At 51.6% G+C, this 16,876-nt stretch carries 13 protein-coding genes; 7 read left to right on the top strand and 6 right to left on the bottom strand.

Translation table 11 applies throughout. The annotated features are described in order from the left end of the window. Window positions 1-8 precede the first annotated feature (8 nt). From BUE09_RS15825 to BUE09_RS20675, 4 genes are all read left to right on the top strand, one after another. Window positions 9-236, top strand: a complete 228-nt coding sequence (locus BUE09_RS15825) for a type I toxin-antitoxin system ptaRNA1 family toxin (protein WP_073302253.1) — start codon at window positions 9-11, stop codon at window positions 234-236. A 606-nt stretch (window positions 237-842) separates the two neighbouring features. Continuing rightward, window positions 843-3,218 (top strand): AAA family ATPase, encoded by a 2,376-nt coding sequence (locus BUE09_RS15820; protein ID WP_073302251.1) that lies wholly within the window; start codon window positions 843-845, stop codon window positions 3,216-3,218. An 11-nt stretch (window positions 3,219-3,229) separates the two neighbouring features. Next, window positions 3,230-5,110, top strand: coding sequence for a UvrD-helicase domain-containing protein (locus BUE09_RS15815; protein ID WP_159438401.1), 1,881 nt, complete (start codon window positions 3,230-3,232; stop codon window positions 5,108-5,110). Between the two features lie 132 nt (window positions 5,111-5,242). Further along, a complete protein-coding gene (locus tag BUE09_RS20675) occupies window positions 5,243-7,726 on the top strand; it encodes a BsuBI/PstI family type II restriction endonuclease (protein ID WP_073302246.1) in 2,484 nt (827 codons plus the stop codon). A gap of 519 nt (window positions 7,727-8,245) precedes the next feature. Here BUE09_RS20675 and BUE09_RS15805 read toward each other — a convergent pair. The 3 genes from BUE09_RS15805 to BUE09_RS15795 form a co-directional block, all read right to left on the bottom strand. Then, window positions 8,246-9,610 carry an RNA-directed DNA polymerase gene (locus BUE09_RS15805; protein ID WP_073302244.1) on the bottom strand — a complete coding sequence of 455 codons (1,365 nt, stop codon included), beginning with the start codon at window positions 9,608-9,610 and terminating at the stop codon, window positions 8,246-8,248. Then, window positions 9,607-10,155 carry an SLATT domain-containing protein gene (locus BUE09_RS15800; protein ID WP_073302242.1) on the bottom strand — a complete coding sequence of 183 codons (549 nt, stop codon included), beginning with the start codon at window positions 10,153-10,155 and terminating at the stop codon, window positions 9,607-9,609. Before BUE09_RS15800 ends, BUE09_RS15805 begins: the two co-directional genes overlap by 4 nt. Window positions 10,156-10,529: 374 nt before the next feature. Next, window positions 10,530-11,363 (bottom strand): DUF1206 domain-containing protein, encoded by an 834-nt coding sequence (locus BUE09_RS15795; RefSeq protein ID WP_073302240.1) that lies wholly within the window; start codon window positions 11,361-11,363, stop codon window positions 10,530-10,532. A gap of 199 nt (window positions 11,364-11,562) precedes the next feature. Here BUE09_RS15795 and BUE09_RS15790 point away from each other — a divergent pair, with 199 nt between their 5' ends. Together BUE09_RS15790 and tadA are read left to right on the top strand one after the other, a co-directional pair. Next, on the top strand, window positions 11,563-12,933 hold the full coding sequence (locus tag BUE09_RS15790) for a multicopper oxidase family protein (RefSeq protein ID WP_073302238.1): 1,371 nt from the start codon (window positions 11,563-11,565) through the stop codon (window positions 12,931-12,933). A 26-nt stretch (window positions 12,934-12,959) separates the two neighbouring features. Next, a complete protein-coding gene (tadA, locus tag BUE09_RS15785) occupies window positions 12,960-13,478 on the top strand; it encodes a tRNA adenosine(34) deaminase TadA (protein WP_073302236.1) in 519 nt (172 codons plus the stop codon). Window positions 13,479-13,494: 16 nt separating this feature from the next. Here tadA and BUE09_RS15780 read toward each other — a convergent pair whose 3' ends face one another. Next, complete coding sequence (locus BUE09_RS15780; RefSeq protein ID WP_073302234.1) at window positions 13,495-14,604, bottom strand: ABC transporter ATP-binding protein; 1,110 nt, start codon at window positions 14,602-14,604, stop codon at window positions 13,495-13,497. Further along, a complete protein-coding gene (gene argF / locus BUE09_RS15775; protein WP_073302232.1) occupies window positions 14,601-15,521 on the bottom strand; it encodes an ornithine carbamoyltransferase in 921 nt (306 codons plus the stop codon). Before argF ends, BUE09_RS15780 begins: the two co-directional genes overlap by 4 nt. Window positions 15,522-15,791: 270 nt before the next feature. Between argF and grxD the strand changes: the two genes are divergently transcribed. Next, a complete protein-coding gene (gene grxD, locus BUE09_RS15770) occupies window positions 15,792-16,118 on the top strand; it encodes a Grx4 family monothiol glutaredoxin (protein WP_019341028.1) in 327 nt (108 codons plus the stop codon). A gap of 151 nt (window positions 16,119-16,269) precedes the next feature. On the opposite strand, the gene bfr is transcribed toward grxD, so the two are convergent. Further along, complete coding sequence (gene bfr, locus BUE09_RS15765; RefSeq protein WP_073302229.1) at window positions 16,270-16,740, bottom strand: bacterioferritin; 471 nt, start codon at window positions 16,738-16,740, stop codon at window positions 16,270-16,272. Window positions 16,741-16,876 lie beyond the last annotated feature (136 nt).

The raw sequence follows: 16,876 nt of genomic DNA, 5'->3' as shown, positions 1-16,876 counted from the left end.
GGTGAATCATGGCAACCGTGAATTTTAACAACGTAACCCAGGCAGTTCATCATGCAGCCGTGCAGCTCGCGGCATTGGACTGGATCGACCAAGAGGAGGCCCAGCAGCTCGGGCCGATGGCCGAAGCAGTTGCCAATGCATTCATGGTCGTCTTTTACCAGGCCGAGACCGGGCAAGCCACCCCAGCGGACTTCCGCGAGGCTCTGGATGCGGTGCGGCAGTCACTCGCCGAGTAGTTTGCGCAGTGGGAGCAGCAAGGGCGGCCAACGGCCTCCCTTGTCGCCTCAGGGCAATTGACGGGCGTAACGATGCATGCCAGCCATGCTCAAGCATCAGTAGAGGGGGCGGTGATGGTTGCGGGAACGTTGGTTTGCTAAAGCTTTGGCTTGAGGAGCCGCGTGGTAAGGCGGCAGGTGCCCTAGATGTGGAGGGCATGAAGGTTGAGTTTCGCTAATTACAATCTATTGTCAGGGAGAAGATTGGCTTAGTCGTCAGAGCGCATAAATAAACGAATCCAACGGAGCATGCACCGTTGGAGTGTGCGCTTCGAAATCGGTCAAAGCACGCGTCGTAGCGCCAGGCCATGCTCGTGACGTTGCTCCTTTCCACCCAGAAGTGTCGGAGCTTCGATCTGCGTCCTCGATGGGGTAGTGTGGACGCTTCCGAGTGACTTTCTAAAATCTGCTGGACCGCAATGGTCAGTATTGAATACAACAGACGTAGCGTCCGAGGCGAGGGAGGAAGGCTCAATGCGAACCCCCGACCGGCCATCGCCTCGAATGAATACGGTCAGCATACCTGACTGCTCTTAAACATATAGTCTTTTAAGGAAAGGAAGCCAGATGAAAATTGTTTATATAGATATTCAAAATTATAGAAAGTTAAAAAGCTGCCGGATTAGCCTGACAGAAGCTGAAACCTTATTAGTAGGCGCTAATAACAGCGGTAAAACGTCTGCAATGGATGCATTGATATTTTTTCTAGATCAAAAGGGGAGAAGCGCGGCTAGCATAGCTTCGGGAGAGATGCCTGTTTCGAGAAAGTTAAGCGCGACAGATTTTACTCTATCGAACTGGCATCAGCTGAATGAATTTGGTCGCGCTTGGGCAGCAGCCGAAGCTAGTGGCGATCAGCTTGGTGATTGGCAACCTTTATGCCCTACTGTGGATATCTGGTTACAGGTGGAGAAAAATGAGATACACCGAGTCAGCCATTTGATTCCGACCTTAAAGTGGGATGGTGGGCTGCTAGGTGTAAGAATGATCTACCAGCCAAAAGATTTAGATACATTAAAATCAGACTTTGTAAATAACTACAATGCCGCAGAGCAGCTAAAAAAAATTGCTCAAGACAACGCCGAAGCAAAAAGAAAGGAGCTGGGTAAACAGAATGGTGAAAATCCAACTAAATTCGCGTTGGAGATTTGGCCCAGTTCGTTGCGAGAATACCTAGATCGTGAGGCTGGCAGAGCGTTTGAGTTGAAATCTTACATACTTGATCCGGGTAAGGTAGAGGAGGTTCCTGAGGCTAATTATAAACCTCAGGAACTTACCGAGGGGCAAGTTGCGCTTGAATTTTATCCATTCAATGGATTGTTTAAGGTGGATATAATTGATGCTACACGTGGATTCACCGATCCCAATGCAGCGACTGTATCCCAAGCCAATAGCTCAAACTTGGCCGGTCAAATTAACAAATATTACAACAGGCACCTCAATCCAACAGACCTACCCGGAGTTGAAGATTTAGAAGCTCTTGAGGCTATCGCTTTAGCGCAGCATTCTTTTGATGGGAGATTAAATGACGTTTTCACCAAGCCCCTTGGCGAAATTAAGACCCTAGGATATCCAGGATTCAATGACCCGCACATCAGGTTGTCTAGCAAAGTCAATCCTATTGATAATCTCGATCATGAGGCAGCAATATTATTTGAAATTCAAAAGGCGAGTCTGTCACCTGGGGCACCGTTGCTAAGCCTGTCAGAGAAATATAACGGGCTAGGTTATAAAAACCTAATCGCAATGGTCTTCAAATTAATGAGTTTCAGAGATCAATGGATGAGAGTCGGAAAAGCTGGTAAGCGAAAGCCAGAAGATGACGCATTTATCGAGCCGCTTCATTTAGTTTTAATTGAAGAGCCAGAGGCGCATCTGCACGCCCAGGTTCAGCAAGTGTTCATTAAGAAGGCTTATTCGGTTTTAAGAAATCACGCCGATTTGCTCTTGAAAAAAAAGTTTTCTAGTCAGCTGATCGTAAGTACGCACTCAAGTTACTTGGCCCACGAAATCGGATTTGAAAAGCTACGATATTTCAAGCGTAAGCCAGCGGGCGGTGCGTTTGAAGTTCCAACGGCGGAGGTAATAGATTTGTCTGCTACCTTCGGAACATCAAAAACACGTTCAGAAGAGATTTTGCAGACAGCCCAATTTGTTGCGCGCTACCTAAAAACTACGCATTGCGATCTTTTTTTTGCGAATGGAATAATATTAGTAGAGGGCGCAGCAGAACGCTTACTGATTCCACATTTCATAAGAAATAATATCAATGAAGACACGAGCTTAGATAATAGTTATATATCAATTCTAGAGGTTGGTGGTGCTCACGCTCACCGCCTACGAGCGCTGATCGATAAGTTAGGATTACCTACACTTGTCATAACCGATACAGACGCGATGCAGCCGCCCCCAGCAGATGCAGCTCCTAAGGCAAAAGCAAAGTCAATCAGACCAGCGCTTGGCAAAGGATATAAAACTGGTAGCCATACGATTACCAAGTGGTTGGCGGTCAAAGACCCATCCTTGGACGCTGTTTTAGCTATGAAGGCGGAAGAGAAAGTCGTCGGGAAGGTGCGTATCGCTTTTCAGTATGGCATACCGATTGTGTATGCAGATAGTTCCGAGGCTCTGGCAATACCCTATACGTTTGAAGACGCGATTGCTTTAACAAACCCGGTATTATTCAAGGGGCTAGTAAAACCGACGGGTATGATTAAAAAGATGCAGACTGCACTTAATCTAGAGACTCTTGAGTTGTGTTGTGAAGCTCTGTATGACGCGTTAGCAGAAGACAAGGCAGAGATGGCGCTTGACCTGCTTTTCTGCGCCGAACCGACTGATTTAGCGGCGCCTGCTTATATTCAAGAAGGTTTAGACTGGCTAAAAAAAGAACTAGATGTTGCAAGTGAGGATCTTGTCCCAGGCGTGGTTGAGCCGGTATGAAGGAGCTCATAATGGGTGATCAACCCCAAAATCCGGTGGTTCAAACCATCTTTCAATACATGGATTTATCTAACCCCAAGAGCTTCTTACTGTTCGCTGGCGCCGGGTCCGGAAAAACTAGAACTCTTGTCGACGCGCTCGAGCTCATGAAGCTGCAATATGCCAAAGCCCTATCGATGTCAGGTCAAAAAATTGGGATTATTACCTATACAAACGCCGCGTGCGAAGAAATCAAAAGGCGTCTATTTTTTGATGCCAATTTCATGGTGTCAACCATCCATAGCTTTTGCTGGGATCTCATAAAGCCTTTCACGAATGACATTCGAAATTGGATAGAAGAAAAATTAGTAGCTGATATTAAAAAGTTGGATGCCGCTATCGCTAAAAGCACTACACCTCATGGAGTGACAGCAGTTCGTAATCAGCGGAGCTTAGCGAGCAAGAAAAAAAGATTAGCAGGTCTCCATGCAATACGAAGCTTTACCTATTCGCCTGCAAGCAATAAGCCTGAAAAAGGCGCTTTGAACCATGCTGAAGTATTAGGTTTGGCCGCTTACCTGCTTACAAATGAAGCATTGCTGCGGGAAATATTGTGGAATAGATATCCTGTTTTGCTCATAGATGAGAGTCAGGACACAAATAGTGAACTCCTCGAGTCACTGATAGCCACTCAGCAAGAGAATCCGCATCAATTTTGTTTGGGGCTGTTCGGCGACATGATGCAGAGAATCTACAGTGGTGGGAAGTCAGATCTAGCATCCGCATTACCAGCCGGTTGGAAATCACCGGCTATTATGGTGAACTATCGGTGTCCAAAACGTATAGTGAGGTTGATAAACAAAATACGCATTACTGATGATGACCATCAGCAGGATTTCGCCCCCAATGCCAAAGAAGGTACTGCTCGACTATTTTTAGTAGATACGAGCGTTCAAAAAGATAAGTCTAAAATAGAGAGTGCGGTGGCTCGGTTTATGGCCAAATGCACGGGAGATCAAAGCTGGAGCGACAGTGAGTCAGTAGCTGCACTTACGCTAGAGCACCACATGGCAGCGAAACGAGGCGGGTTTTCAGAGTTTTTTCTTCCTTTCTTAGAAGTTGAAAGGCTCAGAGATGCTGCTATTAATGGCGAAAGTGAGGATATTCGGTTTTTGACGTTGCAGCTTTCTCCATTGATTTCCGCGATTAAACGGGAAGATGATTTTGAGATAGCGACTATTATGCGGAAGTATTCGCCTCTGTTAGCTAGCGCAAATCTAGTGTCAGTAGAAGATCCAATAGCTGTGTTGCGGAACGCTCAAGTATATGTAGACAATATAAAGCGCGCACTGGATAGCGAAAGTGGTGGTACGATTATCGAGATATGCGAGTTACTAAATGATGGTATGATTTTACGAGTTCCGGAATCATTCATGTTGCACTTAGGTGTCGGCATGAAATTCGATGCGCTCGAGGATGATAGCGGCGATGAGGGTGGCGCCCGAGTCGAGGCTGAACATAATGCCTGGAGAGAGTCGCTCAGCGCTTCAACTAAGCAGCTTGAAAACTATGTGCGCTATGTTTCATCGTCATCGTCTTACGATACGCACCAAGGTGTCAAGGGGTTGCAGTTTTCGCGTGTTATGGTGATCTTGGATGATGAAGATGCAAGAGGATTTTTATTTAGCTATGAAAAACTCTTAGGGGCTGAGCCACTGTCGACTAAGGACGTCGCTAATGAAAAAGCAGGTGCGGATTCCTCCCCTAAACGGTCTAGGCGTCTTTTCTACGTTACTTGCAGCAGAGCACAAGAAAGCCTAGCTGTTGTTGCATATACTAAAGAGCCTAAACTTGTAGAAAAAACAGTAACCACCTCGGGGTGGTTCAGCGACGTAGAGATAGTTTTGATGTGAATTACCTTGGTTCCCGTAGATTATGGCTTAACAGTAGCATATAACTACTGCTGAGCCTTAAGCGAGCCGTAGGGCATCCCTTAAAAAAATCTGATAAGATGACGGTTGAATCAGGAAAGCTCGAGCGATAAATTGAGTATTTTGACGGAAGTAGAACGGTATCGGTCCGAAGCAAATTCGAAGCTCAACCAAAAGACCAAAGGCTCACTTGGTCAGTTTTTTACACCGCAATCGATCGCGCTCTATATGGCGAGCATGTTTGAGCGTATACAGGGCCAGGTAGTATTGCTCGATCCTGGAGCCGGGCCGGGCTCTCTCACGGCGGCGTTCACCGATGAAGCTATCAAGCGCTTGAGTATCGAAAGCATTACTATAAGCACTTTTGAGATTGATCGAGTTATTCACCCATATTTGCAACAAACCTTGGATCGCTGTAACGATGCATTTTCTGAAAATTCAATTCCAGCTAACCTAAATCTCTATTGCGCTGATTTTATCAACGGCGCCTTTTCTGAGGGCTTGTTTCATGCCTCGGAAAGCTATACGCACGTTATCATGAATCCGCCGTATAAGAAGATTTCTGCTACCAGCGATCATCGTAGACTCTTAAGCCTCGCCGGAATTGAAACCGTTAATCTTTATTCCGGTTTCGTTTCGCTTGCAATCAAACAGCTTGTTCCAGGTGGAGAGCTTGTAGCGATCATTCCTCGCTCTTTCTGTAATGGTCCTTACTATCGAGATTTTCGTGAGCTAATTACGGCTACATGCGCAATAGATCATATTCATATTTTTGATAGTCGGAATGTAGCATTCGCAGAAGACGAAGTTCTTCAAGAGAATATTATCATCCATCTGACGAAAGGAAAAGATCAAGGCCGTGTGGTAATAACGTCTAGCCCTACGTCAGACTTTCACCTCGATCATGAATCGGATACCGTAACCGCTTCGGATATGACTATCCGGACCGTTGATTTCGGAAGTATTGTTTATCCCAACGACAAAGAAAAATTTTTTCATATTGCTGCCAATGAGAGAGATTTGGCTGTAATTCAAAAGCTTTCGGCCTTCTCGTCCACTTTGAAGGATTTAGGCGTTGGCGTATCTACTGGGCCGGTCGTAAGTTTTCGCGCTAAAGACGATCTTAGAGATGCGATAGGTCAGACGTCGGTTCCGCTTCTAAATCCTAGTCACTTGGGTCTCTCCGTGACTTGGCCAAAAAATGGCAAAAAACCTAACGCAATTGAGGTTACTACTATAACTAAAAAATCTTTGTGGGCTCACAAAGGTTCGTTCGTACTCGTAAGGCGTTTTAGTTCCAAGGAAGAGAAGCGTAGAATCGTCGCAACTTTGTATGAGAGTGACTTGCCAGGAGATCTAATTGGTTTCGATAACGGACTCAATGTCTTTCATATCGCTAAAACTGGTTTTGATTCAATATTGGCGCGTGGATTATTCGTCTTTTTAAATAGCACATTGCTGGATAAGTACTACAGAAATTTTGGTGGTCATACTCAAGTTAACGCGACTGACTTGAAAAATCTGAATTATCCCTCGCTGGATTCGTTGCAGCGCCTGGGTAGGCGTGTAGGGGGAAATACCCCTAGCCAAGCGGAAATTGATCGTTTCATTGATGAAGAGATATTTCGAATGACCGGAGTCGACAATAACCCGTTGCACGCTCAGAGAAAAATCGACGAGGCGCTGAGCATTTTGGTTGCTCTCGGTCTGCCAAGAGCACAGCAGAATGAGCGAACAGCACTGACGCTATTAGCACTTGTTGATCTGCCTCCAAACGGCTCTTGGGCTGAATTGAAGCGTCCGTTGTTAGGCGTGACGCCAATTATGAGCTGGGTCAAAGACAGCTATGGCAAGGAGTACGCGCCGAACACGCGTGAGACGTTCCGTCGGCAGACCCTCCACCAATTCGTTGATGCTGGGCTTTGCTTATATAATCCGGATAAGCCGGACCGGGCGGTAAACTCTCCTAGTGCCTGCTACCAAGTCGCATTAGAGCTGTTTCATGTGTTAGTGACTTTTGGCACGCCGGAATGGAATTCTCAACTTAAAAGCTGGCTTGATGAGTCTCCTACGCTTATATCCCAATATGCAATGAGTAGAGAAATGGAACTCATCCCTCTGATGCTCAATGGGAAAACTGAAATAAAATTGAGTCCAGGAGCTCACAGCCAGCTAATTCACGATATCGTGACAGAGTTTGGTCCTAGGTTCGCTCCAGGCGCAGAAGTTATTTATCTTGGTGATACTGGGGCTAAAGAAGATTTTTTTGAAAAAGCACGTCTGGCTGAATTAGGGGTTGTGGTAGATAGAAAAGGAAAACTCCCTGATGTTGTTTTATATTGGCCTGAGCGTAACTGGCTTTTGCTGATTGAATCCGTTACCTCACATGGTCCTGTAGACGGCAAGAGGCATGGGGAGCTTGCGAAACTGTTTTCCTCTTGTACCGCGGGATTAGTATATGTCAGCGCATTTCCAGACCGTAAAACCATGGTGAAATACCTTTCGGTTCTCGCTTGGGAAACCGAGGTCTGGGTCGCCGATGCTCCGACTCATATGATCCACTTCAACGGTGACCGTTTTCTTGGACCCCACTTGTGATCCTATGGTGTAGAGACGGTCAGAGGTCTGTAAAAAAAGTTTCTTGGTATTTTCATGGCTCCATAGTGATATTCAAGGTGATATGTTGAAAAGTAAGGATTTTTTAAGGCTGTTGATAACTGGGTGGAACTAGCCCGGCAGGAGCCCCTGCCTGGGGTATGGCCCTCGGTGGGCCACTGCTAACCGTCACCGTTAAATAAATAAATCTGTTCCCTTTTTTCAATGAGTAAAGATATTTGCCCGCTTTTTCCTCTATCGGCTGGCAGGGAAGATTTTGAGAAGGGCAGGCTCTAGCTTAGTTGAAAAGCCTTCATCTCAGTCGGCCTGCTGCCTTTGGTGGCAGGCCTTCTTGTTTTCAACGCGGTTAAACGTTGCTCGTCAGCGCGGGCTGTCGGATGCGTGGGCGGGCTTGCGGGTTGACGGTGGCTCAAGCACCTACGCGCGGTTAGTTGTCCTGCGCGAGGATGGGCATTCGGTCAGAGGCGTTCAGATGGCGATTTCTTATCGGTGCAGCCTGCACTACGACGCGTGGGCAATATCCTCTTCGAGTTCCTGAACGGCCTTGGTTACTTTGATCAGAAAGAGCCGCTCCGCGTGGTGGTCAGAGAGCTGCCACGCTTCGTCGCCGATCCAGATAGCCAAGAGTGCCCGCTTCTGGCCGATGTCGCGATCATCTAGGTTTGGGATGTAAGTATGGCTGCCAGCGCTCCCGCGCCTTAATTCATAAAACGTCTTGATGAGTGACTTTGTTCTAATGTGACCTTCTAAGGAAAATCGCTGGGTGAGCTTGCGTATGGTGTGGTTGACTGACCGTAGCTGCGTCGTCGAGGTGATCTGAGAGAAATACGATGCCCATCCTCTGCGTTTGTAACCGAAGTAGCACCCTGTGATTCGGAGATTCACCTTCCATTCACAGTACGCTCTGGCGCGTTGCAAGTCCTTGGGGGAATTTGCGGTCGCTACTTTATGCCTGTAGGCGGTGAAGATCTTCGCGATAGAGGACTCGAATCGAAGAATACTTTCGTGGCGAATGATGATCTGGCCGCCTTCGACCTGATACCCCAGAAAGCTGAAGGGTTCTGTGAGCGATGCAACCTTAGACTTCGAGTCAGGGCCGAAGTCGTGGGGGTTAAGCCCAAGGTTCTTCAGGGCAGCGATCAGCTCATCTGCTGCTACTTTGGCTTGGCCTTCCGGTGCAAGGATCAGAATGTCATCGACGTACCGTTTGTACCAAATGCCAGTGTTGGCCTGAAACACAGAGTCAATGTTCTGCAGGGCGATCTCGGCCAATAGATTGGAGATCGCGAGGCCTTGAGGTACGCCGATTGTTGAGTCCGGCGTGTCTTTTCTACCCTTGGATTCAGGGACGGTCGGCGTGGTGATCGCAGCCTCGATCAGGCTTCGAAGTTCTGGTTTTCGGACTTTTTTCCATATCGCCGTTCTGATCAAAGAATGTGGGATCGATGGATAGAAATTCTTCAAGTCGATTTTCGCGTATTCCGCGTATTTTCCTGATGCAACCCCCGCTCTTAGATCGTTGATGACCTCTTGGGGCAATGACAGCTTGGCCGATGGATAAACCTCGGCAAGGCAATCGCACAATGCACGCAGAACTATCCGATCCCTAGCTGTCGGGATCGAGATCTGTCGGGGTTGGGAGATTGCACCTTTAAGAATCAGCTTTTCCTTATAGGCGGTAAAGCGGTAATTACCTTGGTGAACCTTCCGGATGATGAGGTCCAACTCCTCATTCAACCGAGCATCCAGCTGTGCCGGTCTGGTGCGATCAAGCCCAATCGCACCAGATGGCTTGATTTTGTCGGTGTAGATCCGAAGCAAGGGCTTGTGAGCGAAGTATTTCTTGAAGCTTCGAGCGGCGCTCACTTAATGGCCCAGGCATACAGTCCTACGGCCAATGGCAGTGCGTAGAGCAAGCTAGTTACCAATAGGCGAAGACTGAGCCAGTAGATGGCGGATATATTTTCGTAGCGTGTTGGTTTTCGGGTGGAGAGCCCACCGGCAAAGACCCGAGCGATCCGATCATCGATTTCGTTATGGTTTTCGGACTCGGCTAAGAGGTCGTCATATCTACTGGCCTGCACCGGAGTAGGTGGGGTGCTGCCGGACAGCTCGTTATACAGCTTCTGCAGTTGCAGGTAATTGCTGCGCATTGCCATGGCCCTCCCTCTGAAGTCCCGATTGGTAACCGCGAGGGAAACCCCGAGTAAGGCTACGGACAAGACTGTCGCCATCACATCGGTATCGGGGCCGAGGACATGTACATATCGGACAACCAGCACGCCAAGAATCGTACTGAGAATGGCATACCATACGAGCAGCATTTGTGAATGGAAGTCCAGCCACTCCAAGCGTTTATGCGCTTGAATACGCGCCTTGTAGGTAAACCAGACCTTGTCCTTCAATCGCATTCCTCCATGAAAAAGGAGAAGAAGGCAGGGGGATTTGAGTACATTTGAACATCCCCGAGGGGATCGGTGAGCGTACGCCCAACGGCCGAAACCGTTCATTATCAGAACCACCCTCACTTACGTGAGAGGAAAAACCTGCCCCTTCCTCAATGATTTTACATTGACATCACTAGTGATTGAAAGAAGCGTGTTTTCAATCAATATGGTTGAAATGGTATTTTACATGGCATAGCTTAGAATTAACAGGATAAGTTATTGATTTGTATGGGTTTTATCTGTGCTTTTATAATAGAGTGGGAATGATTCTGCGGGTGGTTTGGTAGAAGAACGAAGAAGCCCCGGTTTGCCGGGGCTTCTGTTTTGCAGCGTGACAGTCAGTGCATGACAGCCGGCGTATCGATGCGTCGCCAGATTGCCTCAGCGAAGCTGTAGAGGGCGAAGGCCACCAATCCAATGCCTACTAGCGATAGCCAGAAGGTGCCGAACGGCAGGTTTTGCAACGCATTCAGCGCATCTTCCAGACCTGGTGGGTCGGTTGGCTTGTAGCGGCTACCGCCAGTGAAGAGCATGCCGGCAACTACCAGAAAGGCGACGCCACGGGCTACCAGGCCGGCGCGTGAAATCGGCCGAACCCATTTCATGACGTGTTCAGAGGCGTAGAAGTATTTTTCGAACTTCGCTTTCCAGCCTTTGATTATGTGAGCGATACCGACACCGAGAGGCACCAGCGCAACCAGGTAGATCAGGTAGTTCGAGTATTTCCAACCAAGCAGGCCTGACAGGAAGTCGCCGCTACCTGAGCCGCCACCGCTGCCAGAACTGCCAATGGAGCTGCCAAGCAGGCCAAGGGTGAACAGGGCGAGCAGTGTATAAGCCACGGCGCTACCGACGAGACCCGCGCGGATCACTAAGCCTTTGGCACCGGTACCATGACCTTCAGGGTCGGTAATCGCCTGGGTCAGGCGCCACGCCACGTATGCTACGAGGCCGACCACCATGATCCACAGCAAAGTCTCCCCGAAGGGCTGCCCTAACAATTGCTGAATGGCGCCTTTGGTACCGACCGTTTTGCCGCTGCCGATGCCGGCCATGAACGCGAATGCACCAACAATCACATAGACAACACCTCGAGCGGCGTACCCGCTCCGAGCGAGCCAGGTTATGCCGCGGCTGACCTCGCCCTTGGCCTGGACTGCAGTGGTGTGCATGGCGCCTCCTCGAGTTGAGTGTCTGGGCAGTAGACGCGGGGCCAGGCGCAAGGGTTCGCAGCGAGTGACCAAAGGGCTTATCTAAGCGCCATGGCTCTATGGCTGCGAGCAGGCTCGCGAAGCTGTAGCATGTCGCAAATGCGAGCAATTCCAATCTAGCTGTTGGTGTAACGGCTCGTGCAGTTCTGATGAGAATGAAATGACTTTTACTCGAAGAAAAATGCTGACCGGGTTAGCCGGGCTCGCGGCGCTGGGCATTGTCGGTGGTGGAGCACGTTACTGGATTGGCCGCCCCGCTGACCCGGCGACCCATGATTACGATCTGATTGCCGCTCCAGCCGATATCGAGTTAATCGCTGGCACCAGAACCCCAGCCTGGTGCTACGGTGGGCAGGCGCCTGGCTTGGAACTGCGCGCCAGGCAGGGTGAGTGGCTGCGGGTGCGCTTCACCAATCACCTGCCGGAGCCCACCACGATTCATTGGCATGGCATCCGCCTGCCGCTGAGCATGGACGGAGTTCCCTATGTTTCGCAGTTGCCGGTCTTGCCGGGTGAATCGTTCGACTACCTGTTCCAGGTCCCGGATGCCGGTAGTTTCTGGTATCACCCACATACGTCGAGCGCCGAGCAGTTAGGGCGTGGGCTGGTGGGACCTTTGATTGTCGAAGAGCGCGAGCCGAGCGGGTTTCGTCATGAGCGAACGCTGAGCCTGAAAAACTGGCATGTCGACAAGCAAGGTGCATTCACCGATTTCAGCGTGCCGCGAGAAGCCGCGCGTGGAGGGACGCCCGGTGTGCTGTCGACCGTCAACGGAGAGCACGCGCCGACCCTTGAGCTGCCGGCGGGTCAAGTCGTGCGCTTGCGGCTCATCAATCTCACCAACACGGTGACCTATCGCGTGAACCTGCCAAGTGGCGACGCGCGTATTTACGCGATCGATGGCCACCCGATCGCGCCGCGCCCGCTTGGTAAAGCCTATTGGCTAGGCCCAGGCATGCGCATTGACCTGGCGGTGAAAGTCCCTCCTGCCGGAGCGGCACTTTCATTGCGCAACGGCCCGCTGCGGCTGGCGACGCTCGCCTCAGTAGACACCGCTGAGGCTGAGGGCGATTGGCCTGCACCGTTATCCGCCAATCCGGTCGCCGAGCCGGATCTGCGACGAGCGGAAACCCTGCGCTTCAATTTCGAATGGGCTGGCACGCTGTCCAGCGATGCGGGGCAGGGCGGGGCCTTCACCTTCTGGCAGATCAATGGCCAGGCCTGGGATATCAACGATAAAACCTGTGCGGACCGTCCTATTGCTACGTTGAAGAAAGACGGGCACTACATATTTGAACTGCGCAACCTCAGCCAGTATCAGCACCCAATTCACCTGCACGGGCTGACCTTCAAAGTCATATCGTCCAATCGCAAGCGCATCGACCCCTGGTACACCGATACCTACCTGCTCGGTAAGAACGAAACGGCACGCATTGCGCTGGTTGCGGATAATCCGGGGGTTTGGATGTTCCACTGCCATGTGATCGATCACATGGAAACTGGGTTGATGGCGGCGATTGAAGTGGTTTGAGGGGCGGCAGTAGCCGAATTGATTACATGAAAAGACCGATGATCATTGATCGTTCCCGTGATGATGAGTTTATGCGCGAGGCCTTGGCGCTTGCCGCTGAAGGGGCGCGGCTCGGGGAAGTCCCGGTCGGTGCGGTGGTGGTGCAGGATGGCCAGATAGTCGGCCGTGGTTTCAACTGTCCGATCTCCAGTCACGACCCCAGCGCACATGCTGAGATGGTCGCCATTCGCGACGCGGCATTGAGTCGGGAAAACTATCGTCTACCGGGAAGCACGCTGTACGTGACACTCGAACCCTGCAGCATGTGCGCCGGTTTGATCGTTCATTCGCGTGTGCAGCGAGTGGTATACGGCGCAACGGAGCCCAAGGCGGGAGTTGCGGTCAGCCGAGGCGAGTTTTTCTCGCAGGGCTTTCTCAATCATCGCGTGTTGATCGAAGGCGGCGTGGCTGCGCAGGATTGCAGCGAGATGCTGAGTGAGTTTTTCAAGGCACGCCGTCTCAAATCACGAGGCGGGGAGGCAATGGAGGCTCGGTCGGAAGAGTAGGGAGCGGGAGCAGAGCTCAAACGTTGCTACTGTAACGTCGCACGCCCGCTTCTGGCAGTTTTTCATAGGCGGCAACGCTGCCCTGTGCAGGAAACACCACCAGATGGTCAGCGGCGATGGCGATACCCACTTCCTGGCCGGTCGGGTAGTCCGCGTGGCTGGGAAATATTCCCTCAAGCTGATTTCCGGTGGGCAGCTGCAGGCGATACAAGGTTGAGGCGCCTAGGAATGTCTTGCCGACGATGAGCGCCTTGAGTCCGCTTTCCGGCGCATAAACGATGTCATCCGGACGCAGCAGGACATCCACCGAGCTGCCCGCCGGCATCGTGTAGGCGCGGTTGCCACGGATGACGCCCAGTTCGGTCTGCACTGTTTCTGGGTCGATCAGCTGCCCTCGAATGAAATAGCCCTGGCCTATGAAGCTCGCCACAAAAGGTGTGAGCGGCTCATGGTAGAGGTTGAACGGCGTGTCCCACTGTTCCAGCCGACCATTGTTGAATACACCAACCTGATCGCTGACAGCGAAGGCCTCCTCCTGATCGTGCGTGACGAGAATCGCGCTGGTGCCGCGCGCCTTTAGAATTTCGCGTACTTCATGACTCAGGCGTCGGCGCAGGTCGCCATCGAGGTTGGAAAAAGGTTCATCCAGCAGGAGAAGTTCCGGCTCAGGTGCAAGGGCTCGGGCGAGCGCTACGCGTTGCTGCTGGCCGCCGGAAAGTTCGTGCGGATAGCGTCTGCCGAGTGGCGAGAGGTGCACCAGGTCAAGCATCTCGCGCACGATGCGTTGTGATTGCGGATGCTTGCGGATGCCAAAGCCGATGTTTTCCGTCACGGTCAGATGCGGGAACAGCGCATAGTCCTGAAACACCATGCCAACCCGGCGCTTCTCGGGTGCCAGCGTGAAACCTCGCCGTGAAAGCACCGCGTCGCCCAGCTGGATCTCGCCTTCGTTGATGTGCTCAAAACCAGCGATGGCCCGCAATGTGGTGGTTTTACCGCAACCGGATGGACCTAACAGGCACCCAATGTCACCGCGATTCAGGTGCAGATTGAGGTTCTGCACAATGCTCTGCCCGCCGTAGCCGCAGGCGAGATCGCGAAGGTGCAACAGCGGCTCATGGCTCATGCGTGGTGGTAAGCCGGCTCGACCAAAAATTCAAGCAGTGCTTTTTGCACATGCAGACGGTTTTCGGCTTGCTGCCAGGCCACCGCGCGCTTGTCGTCGAGCAGGTCTTGGCTGATCTCTTCGCCGCGATGTGCGGGCAGGCAATGCATGAACAGAACGTCTTCAGCCGCCGCATCAAGCAAGGCCCGATCGACCTGATATGGACGAAAGGTGGCAATACGAGCTGCGACTTCGTCTTCCTGGCCCATGGAGGCCCAGACGTCTGTGCTGACCAAGTGAGCGCCAGCTACCGCTTCGCGTGGATCGCGGAAGACCTGCACCCGGTCACCTGCCCTCGCGAGCAGCTCGCCTTTGGGCTCGTAGCCCTCCGGACAGGCGATACGCAGTTGGAAGTCGAATTGAAGCGCTGCCTCCATATAGGAGTTGCACATGTTGTTGCCGTCCCCGACCCAGGCTACGCTCTTGCCCGCGATGCTGCCGCGCAGCTCATGAAACGTCTGCATGTCGGCCATCAACTGGCAAGGGTGCAGATCGTCAGATAGTCCGTTGATTACCGGTACCGAGGAATTCGCTGCAAATTCAGTCAGCGTCGAATGGGCGAAGGTGCGGATCATGATGGCGTCGAGCATGCTCGACATAACGATGGCTGAGTCGCTGATCGGTTCGCCGCGACCCAGCTGGGTGTCGCGGGGCGAGAGAAATATCGCCTGTCCGCCGAGTTGGATCATCCCCGCCTCGAAAGACAGTCTTGTGCGGGTCGAAGCTTTCTCGAAAATCATTCCCAGAACACGGTTTTTCAGCGGCTCGAACAGAATGCCGCGCTCGCGCAGATCCTTCAGCTCGATGCCGCGACGGACCAGGCCTAACAGCTCCTGGGGCGTGCAATCCATCAGTGAGAGAAAATGCCTTGCGCTCATATCAACTACCTTTATTGCCGCAGTCGAGGCCGGTGATTCCGACGAAAAAGAAAGGCCTACGACAGGGGGTCGCATAGATGGCGACGAAACGGGAAAGGCGCGATCTTATCCAGAAAGGCTCAGCCGGTGCAAATCGGTCTCAGCGCGCCAGAATCCGGCGCTGCAGGCGAGCTGTGCCGTATCCGTGTTCATAAAAGCCGAGCTCGTGACTCGGCTTTTAGGCTGCTGTTCTGTACAATGCGCGGCAACCGAGACTAGCCGAGGTGCCCCATGGATATCATCGAAACTATCAAAGAGCAGATCGAAAAGAACCCGGTGCTGCTTTACATGAAAGGCTCGCCCAACGCACCGCAGTGCGGCTTTTCTGCCCGCGCGACCCAGGCTGTGATGGGTTGTGGTGAAAAGTTTGCCTATGTCGACATTCTGCAAAATCCTGAAATTCGCACCAATCTGCCGAAGTACGCCAACTGGCCGACCTTTCCCCAACTGTGGGTAGATGGCGAGCTCGTCGGTGGCAGCGACATCATTCTGGAGATGTTCGAAAAGGGTGAGCTGCAGCCGCTGATCAAACAAGCCGTTGAGAAAGCTGGCGCCTGATCGCGACTCCTAAAAAACCCGCCTGCCGGCGGGTTTTTTATGCCTGAATTTCGGTCCGCTCAGATCCTTTGCGAGATCTGGCTTCGATGTTGCGTCAGGCAGTAACGAAAGACGGGAGCCGAGGCTCCCGTTCATCTAGCGAAGCGACCAGCTACTCGTCCATCTGCGACTGCAGATAGTTTTCCATGCCGACCTTGCCAATCAGACTTAGTTGGGTTTCCAGCCAGTCGATATGTTCTTCTTCGGATTCAAGGATGTCTTCGAGCAGCTCACGCGTTCCGTAGTCGCCGACGCTCTCGCAATAGGCAATGGCGACCTTGAGGTCCTGAACGCCGCCTTGCTCGAGCTTCAGGTCGCAGTCGAGCATCTCGCGCGTGTTTTCGCCGATCAGCAATTTTCCCAGATCCTGCAGATTGGGTAAGCCCTCAAGGAACAGGATGCGCTTGATCAGCTTGTCGGCATGCTTCATCTCGTCGATGGATTCTTCGTACTCATGCTTGCCGAGCTTGCCGAGTCCCCAGTCTTCATACATGCGCGCATGAAGGAAGTACTGGTTGATTGCGACCAGTTCGTTGCCGAGGATCTTGTTCAGATGCTGTATGACTAGCTTGTCGCCTTTCATGTCGGTGTCCTGCGTCGAATCGGGTTTGTTAATAGCGCAGTCTGGCCACGAAGCTAGGGGCTGTCAAACCTAAGTCCTTGAATGATAAAGGGTAAGCGGAATAAGAATAAGTCTGTTCCGCGATAGGGTGCCAAGG

The organism is Stutzerimonas xanthomarina DSM 18231, assembly GCF_900129835.1.
GTDB lineage: Bacteria > Pseudomonadota > Gammaproteobacteria > Pseudomonadales > Pseudomonadaceae > Stutzerimonas > Stutzerimonas xanthomarina.
Note: the sequence above shows the minus strand (reverse complement) of the source record. Positions and strands in the feature narration are given on the sequence as shown.

Bases quoted from the DNA above. Each gene is read 5' to 3' on its own strand.
- grxD (WP_019341028.1), top strand. From the start codon at position 15,792: ATGGATATCATCGAAACTATCAAAGAGCAGATCGAAAAGAACCCGGTG.
- tadA (WP_073302236.1), top strand. From the start codon at position 12,960: ATGAAAAGACCGATGATCATTGATCGTTCCCGTGATGATGAGTTTATG.
- BUE09_RS15795 (WP_073302240.1), bottom strand. From the start codon at position 11,363: ATGCACACCACTGCAGTCCAGGCCAAGGGCGAGGTCAGCCGCGGCATA.
- BUE09_RS15800 (WP_073302242.1), bottom strand. From the start codon at position 10,155: ATGCGATTGAAGGACAAGGTCTGGTTTACCTACAAGGCGCGTATTCAA.
- BUE09_RS15780 (WP_073302234.1), bottom strand. From the start codon at position 14,604: ATGAGCCATGAGCCGCTGTTGCACCTTCGCGATCTCGCCTGCGGCTAC.
- BUE09_RS15790 (WP_073302238.1), top strand. From the start codon at position 11,563: ATGACTTTTACTCGAAGAAAAATGCTGACCGGGTTAGCCGGGCTCGCG.
- bfr (WP_073302229.1), bottom strand. From the start codon at position 16,740: ATGAAAGGCGACAAGCTAGTCATACAGCATCTGAACAAGATCCTCGGC.
- BUE09_RS15815 (WP_159438401.1), top strand. From the start codon at position 3,230: ATGGGTGATCAACCCCAAAATCCGGTGGTTCAAACCATCTTTCAATAC.
- argF (WP_073302232.1), bottom strand. From the start codon at position 15,521: ATGAGCGCAAGGCATTTTCTCTCACTGATGGATTGCACGCCCCAGGAG.
- BUE09_RS15825 (WP_073302253.1), top strand. From the start codon at position 9: ATGGCAACCGTGAATTTTAACAACGTAACCCAGGCAGTTCATCATGCA.
- BUE09_RS15820 (WP_073302251.1), top strand. From the start codon at position 843: ATGAAAATTGTTTATATAGATATTCAAAATTATAGAAAGTTAAAAAGC.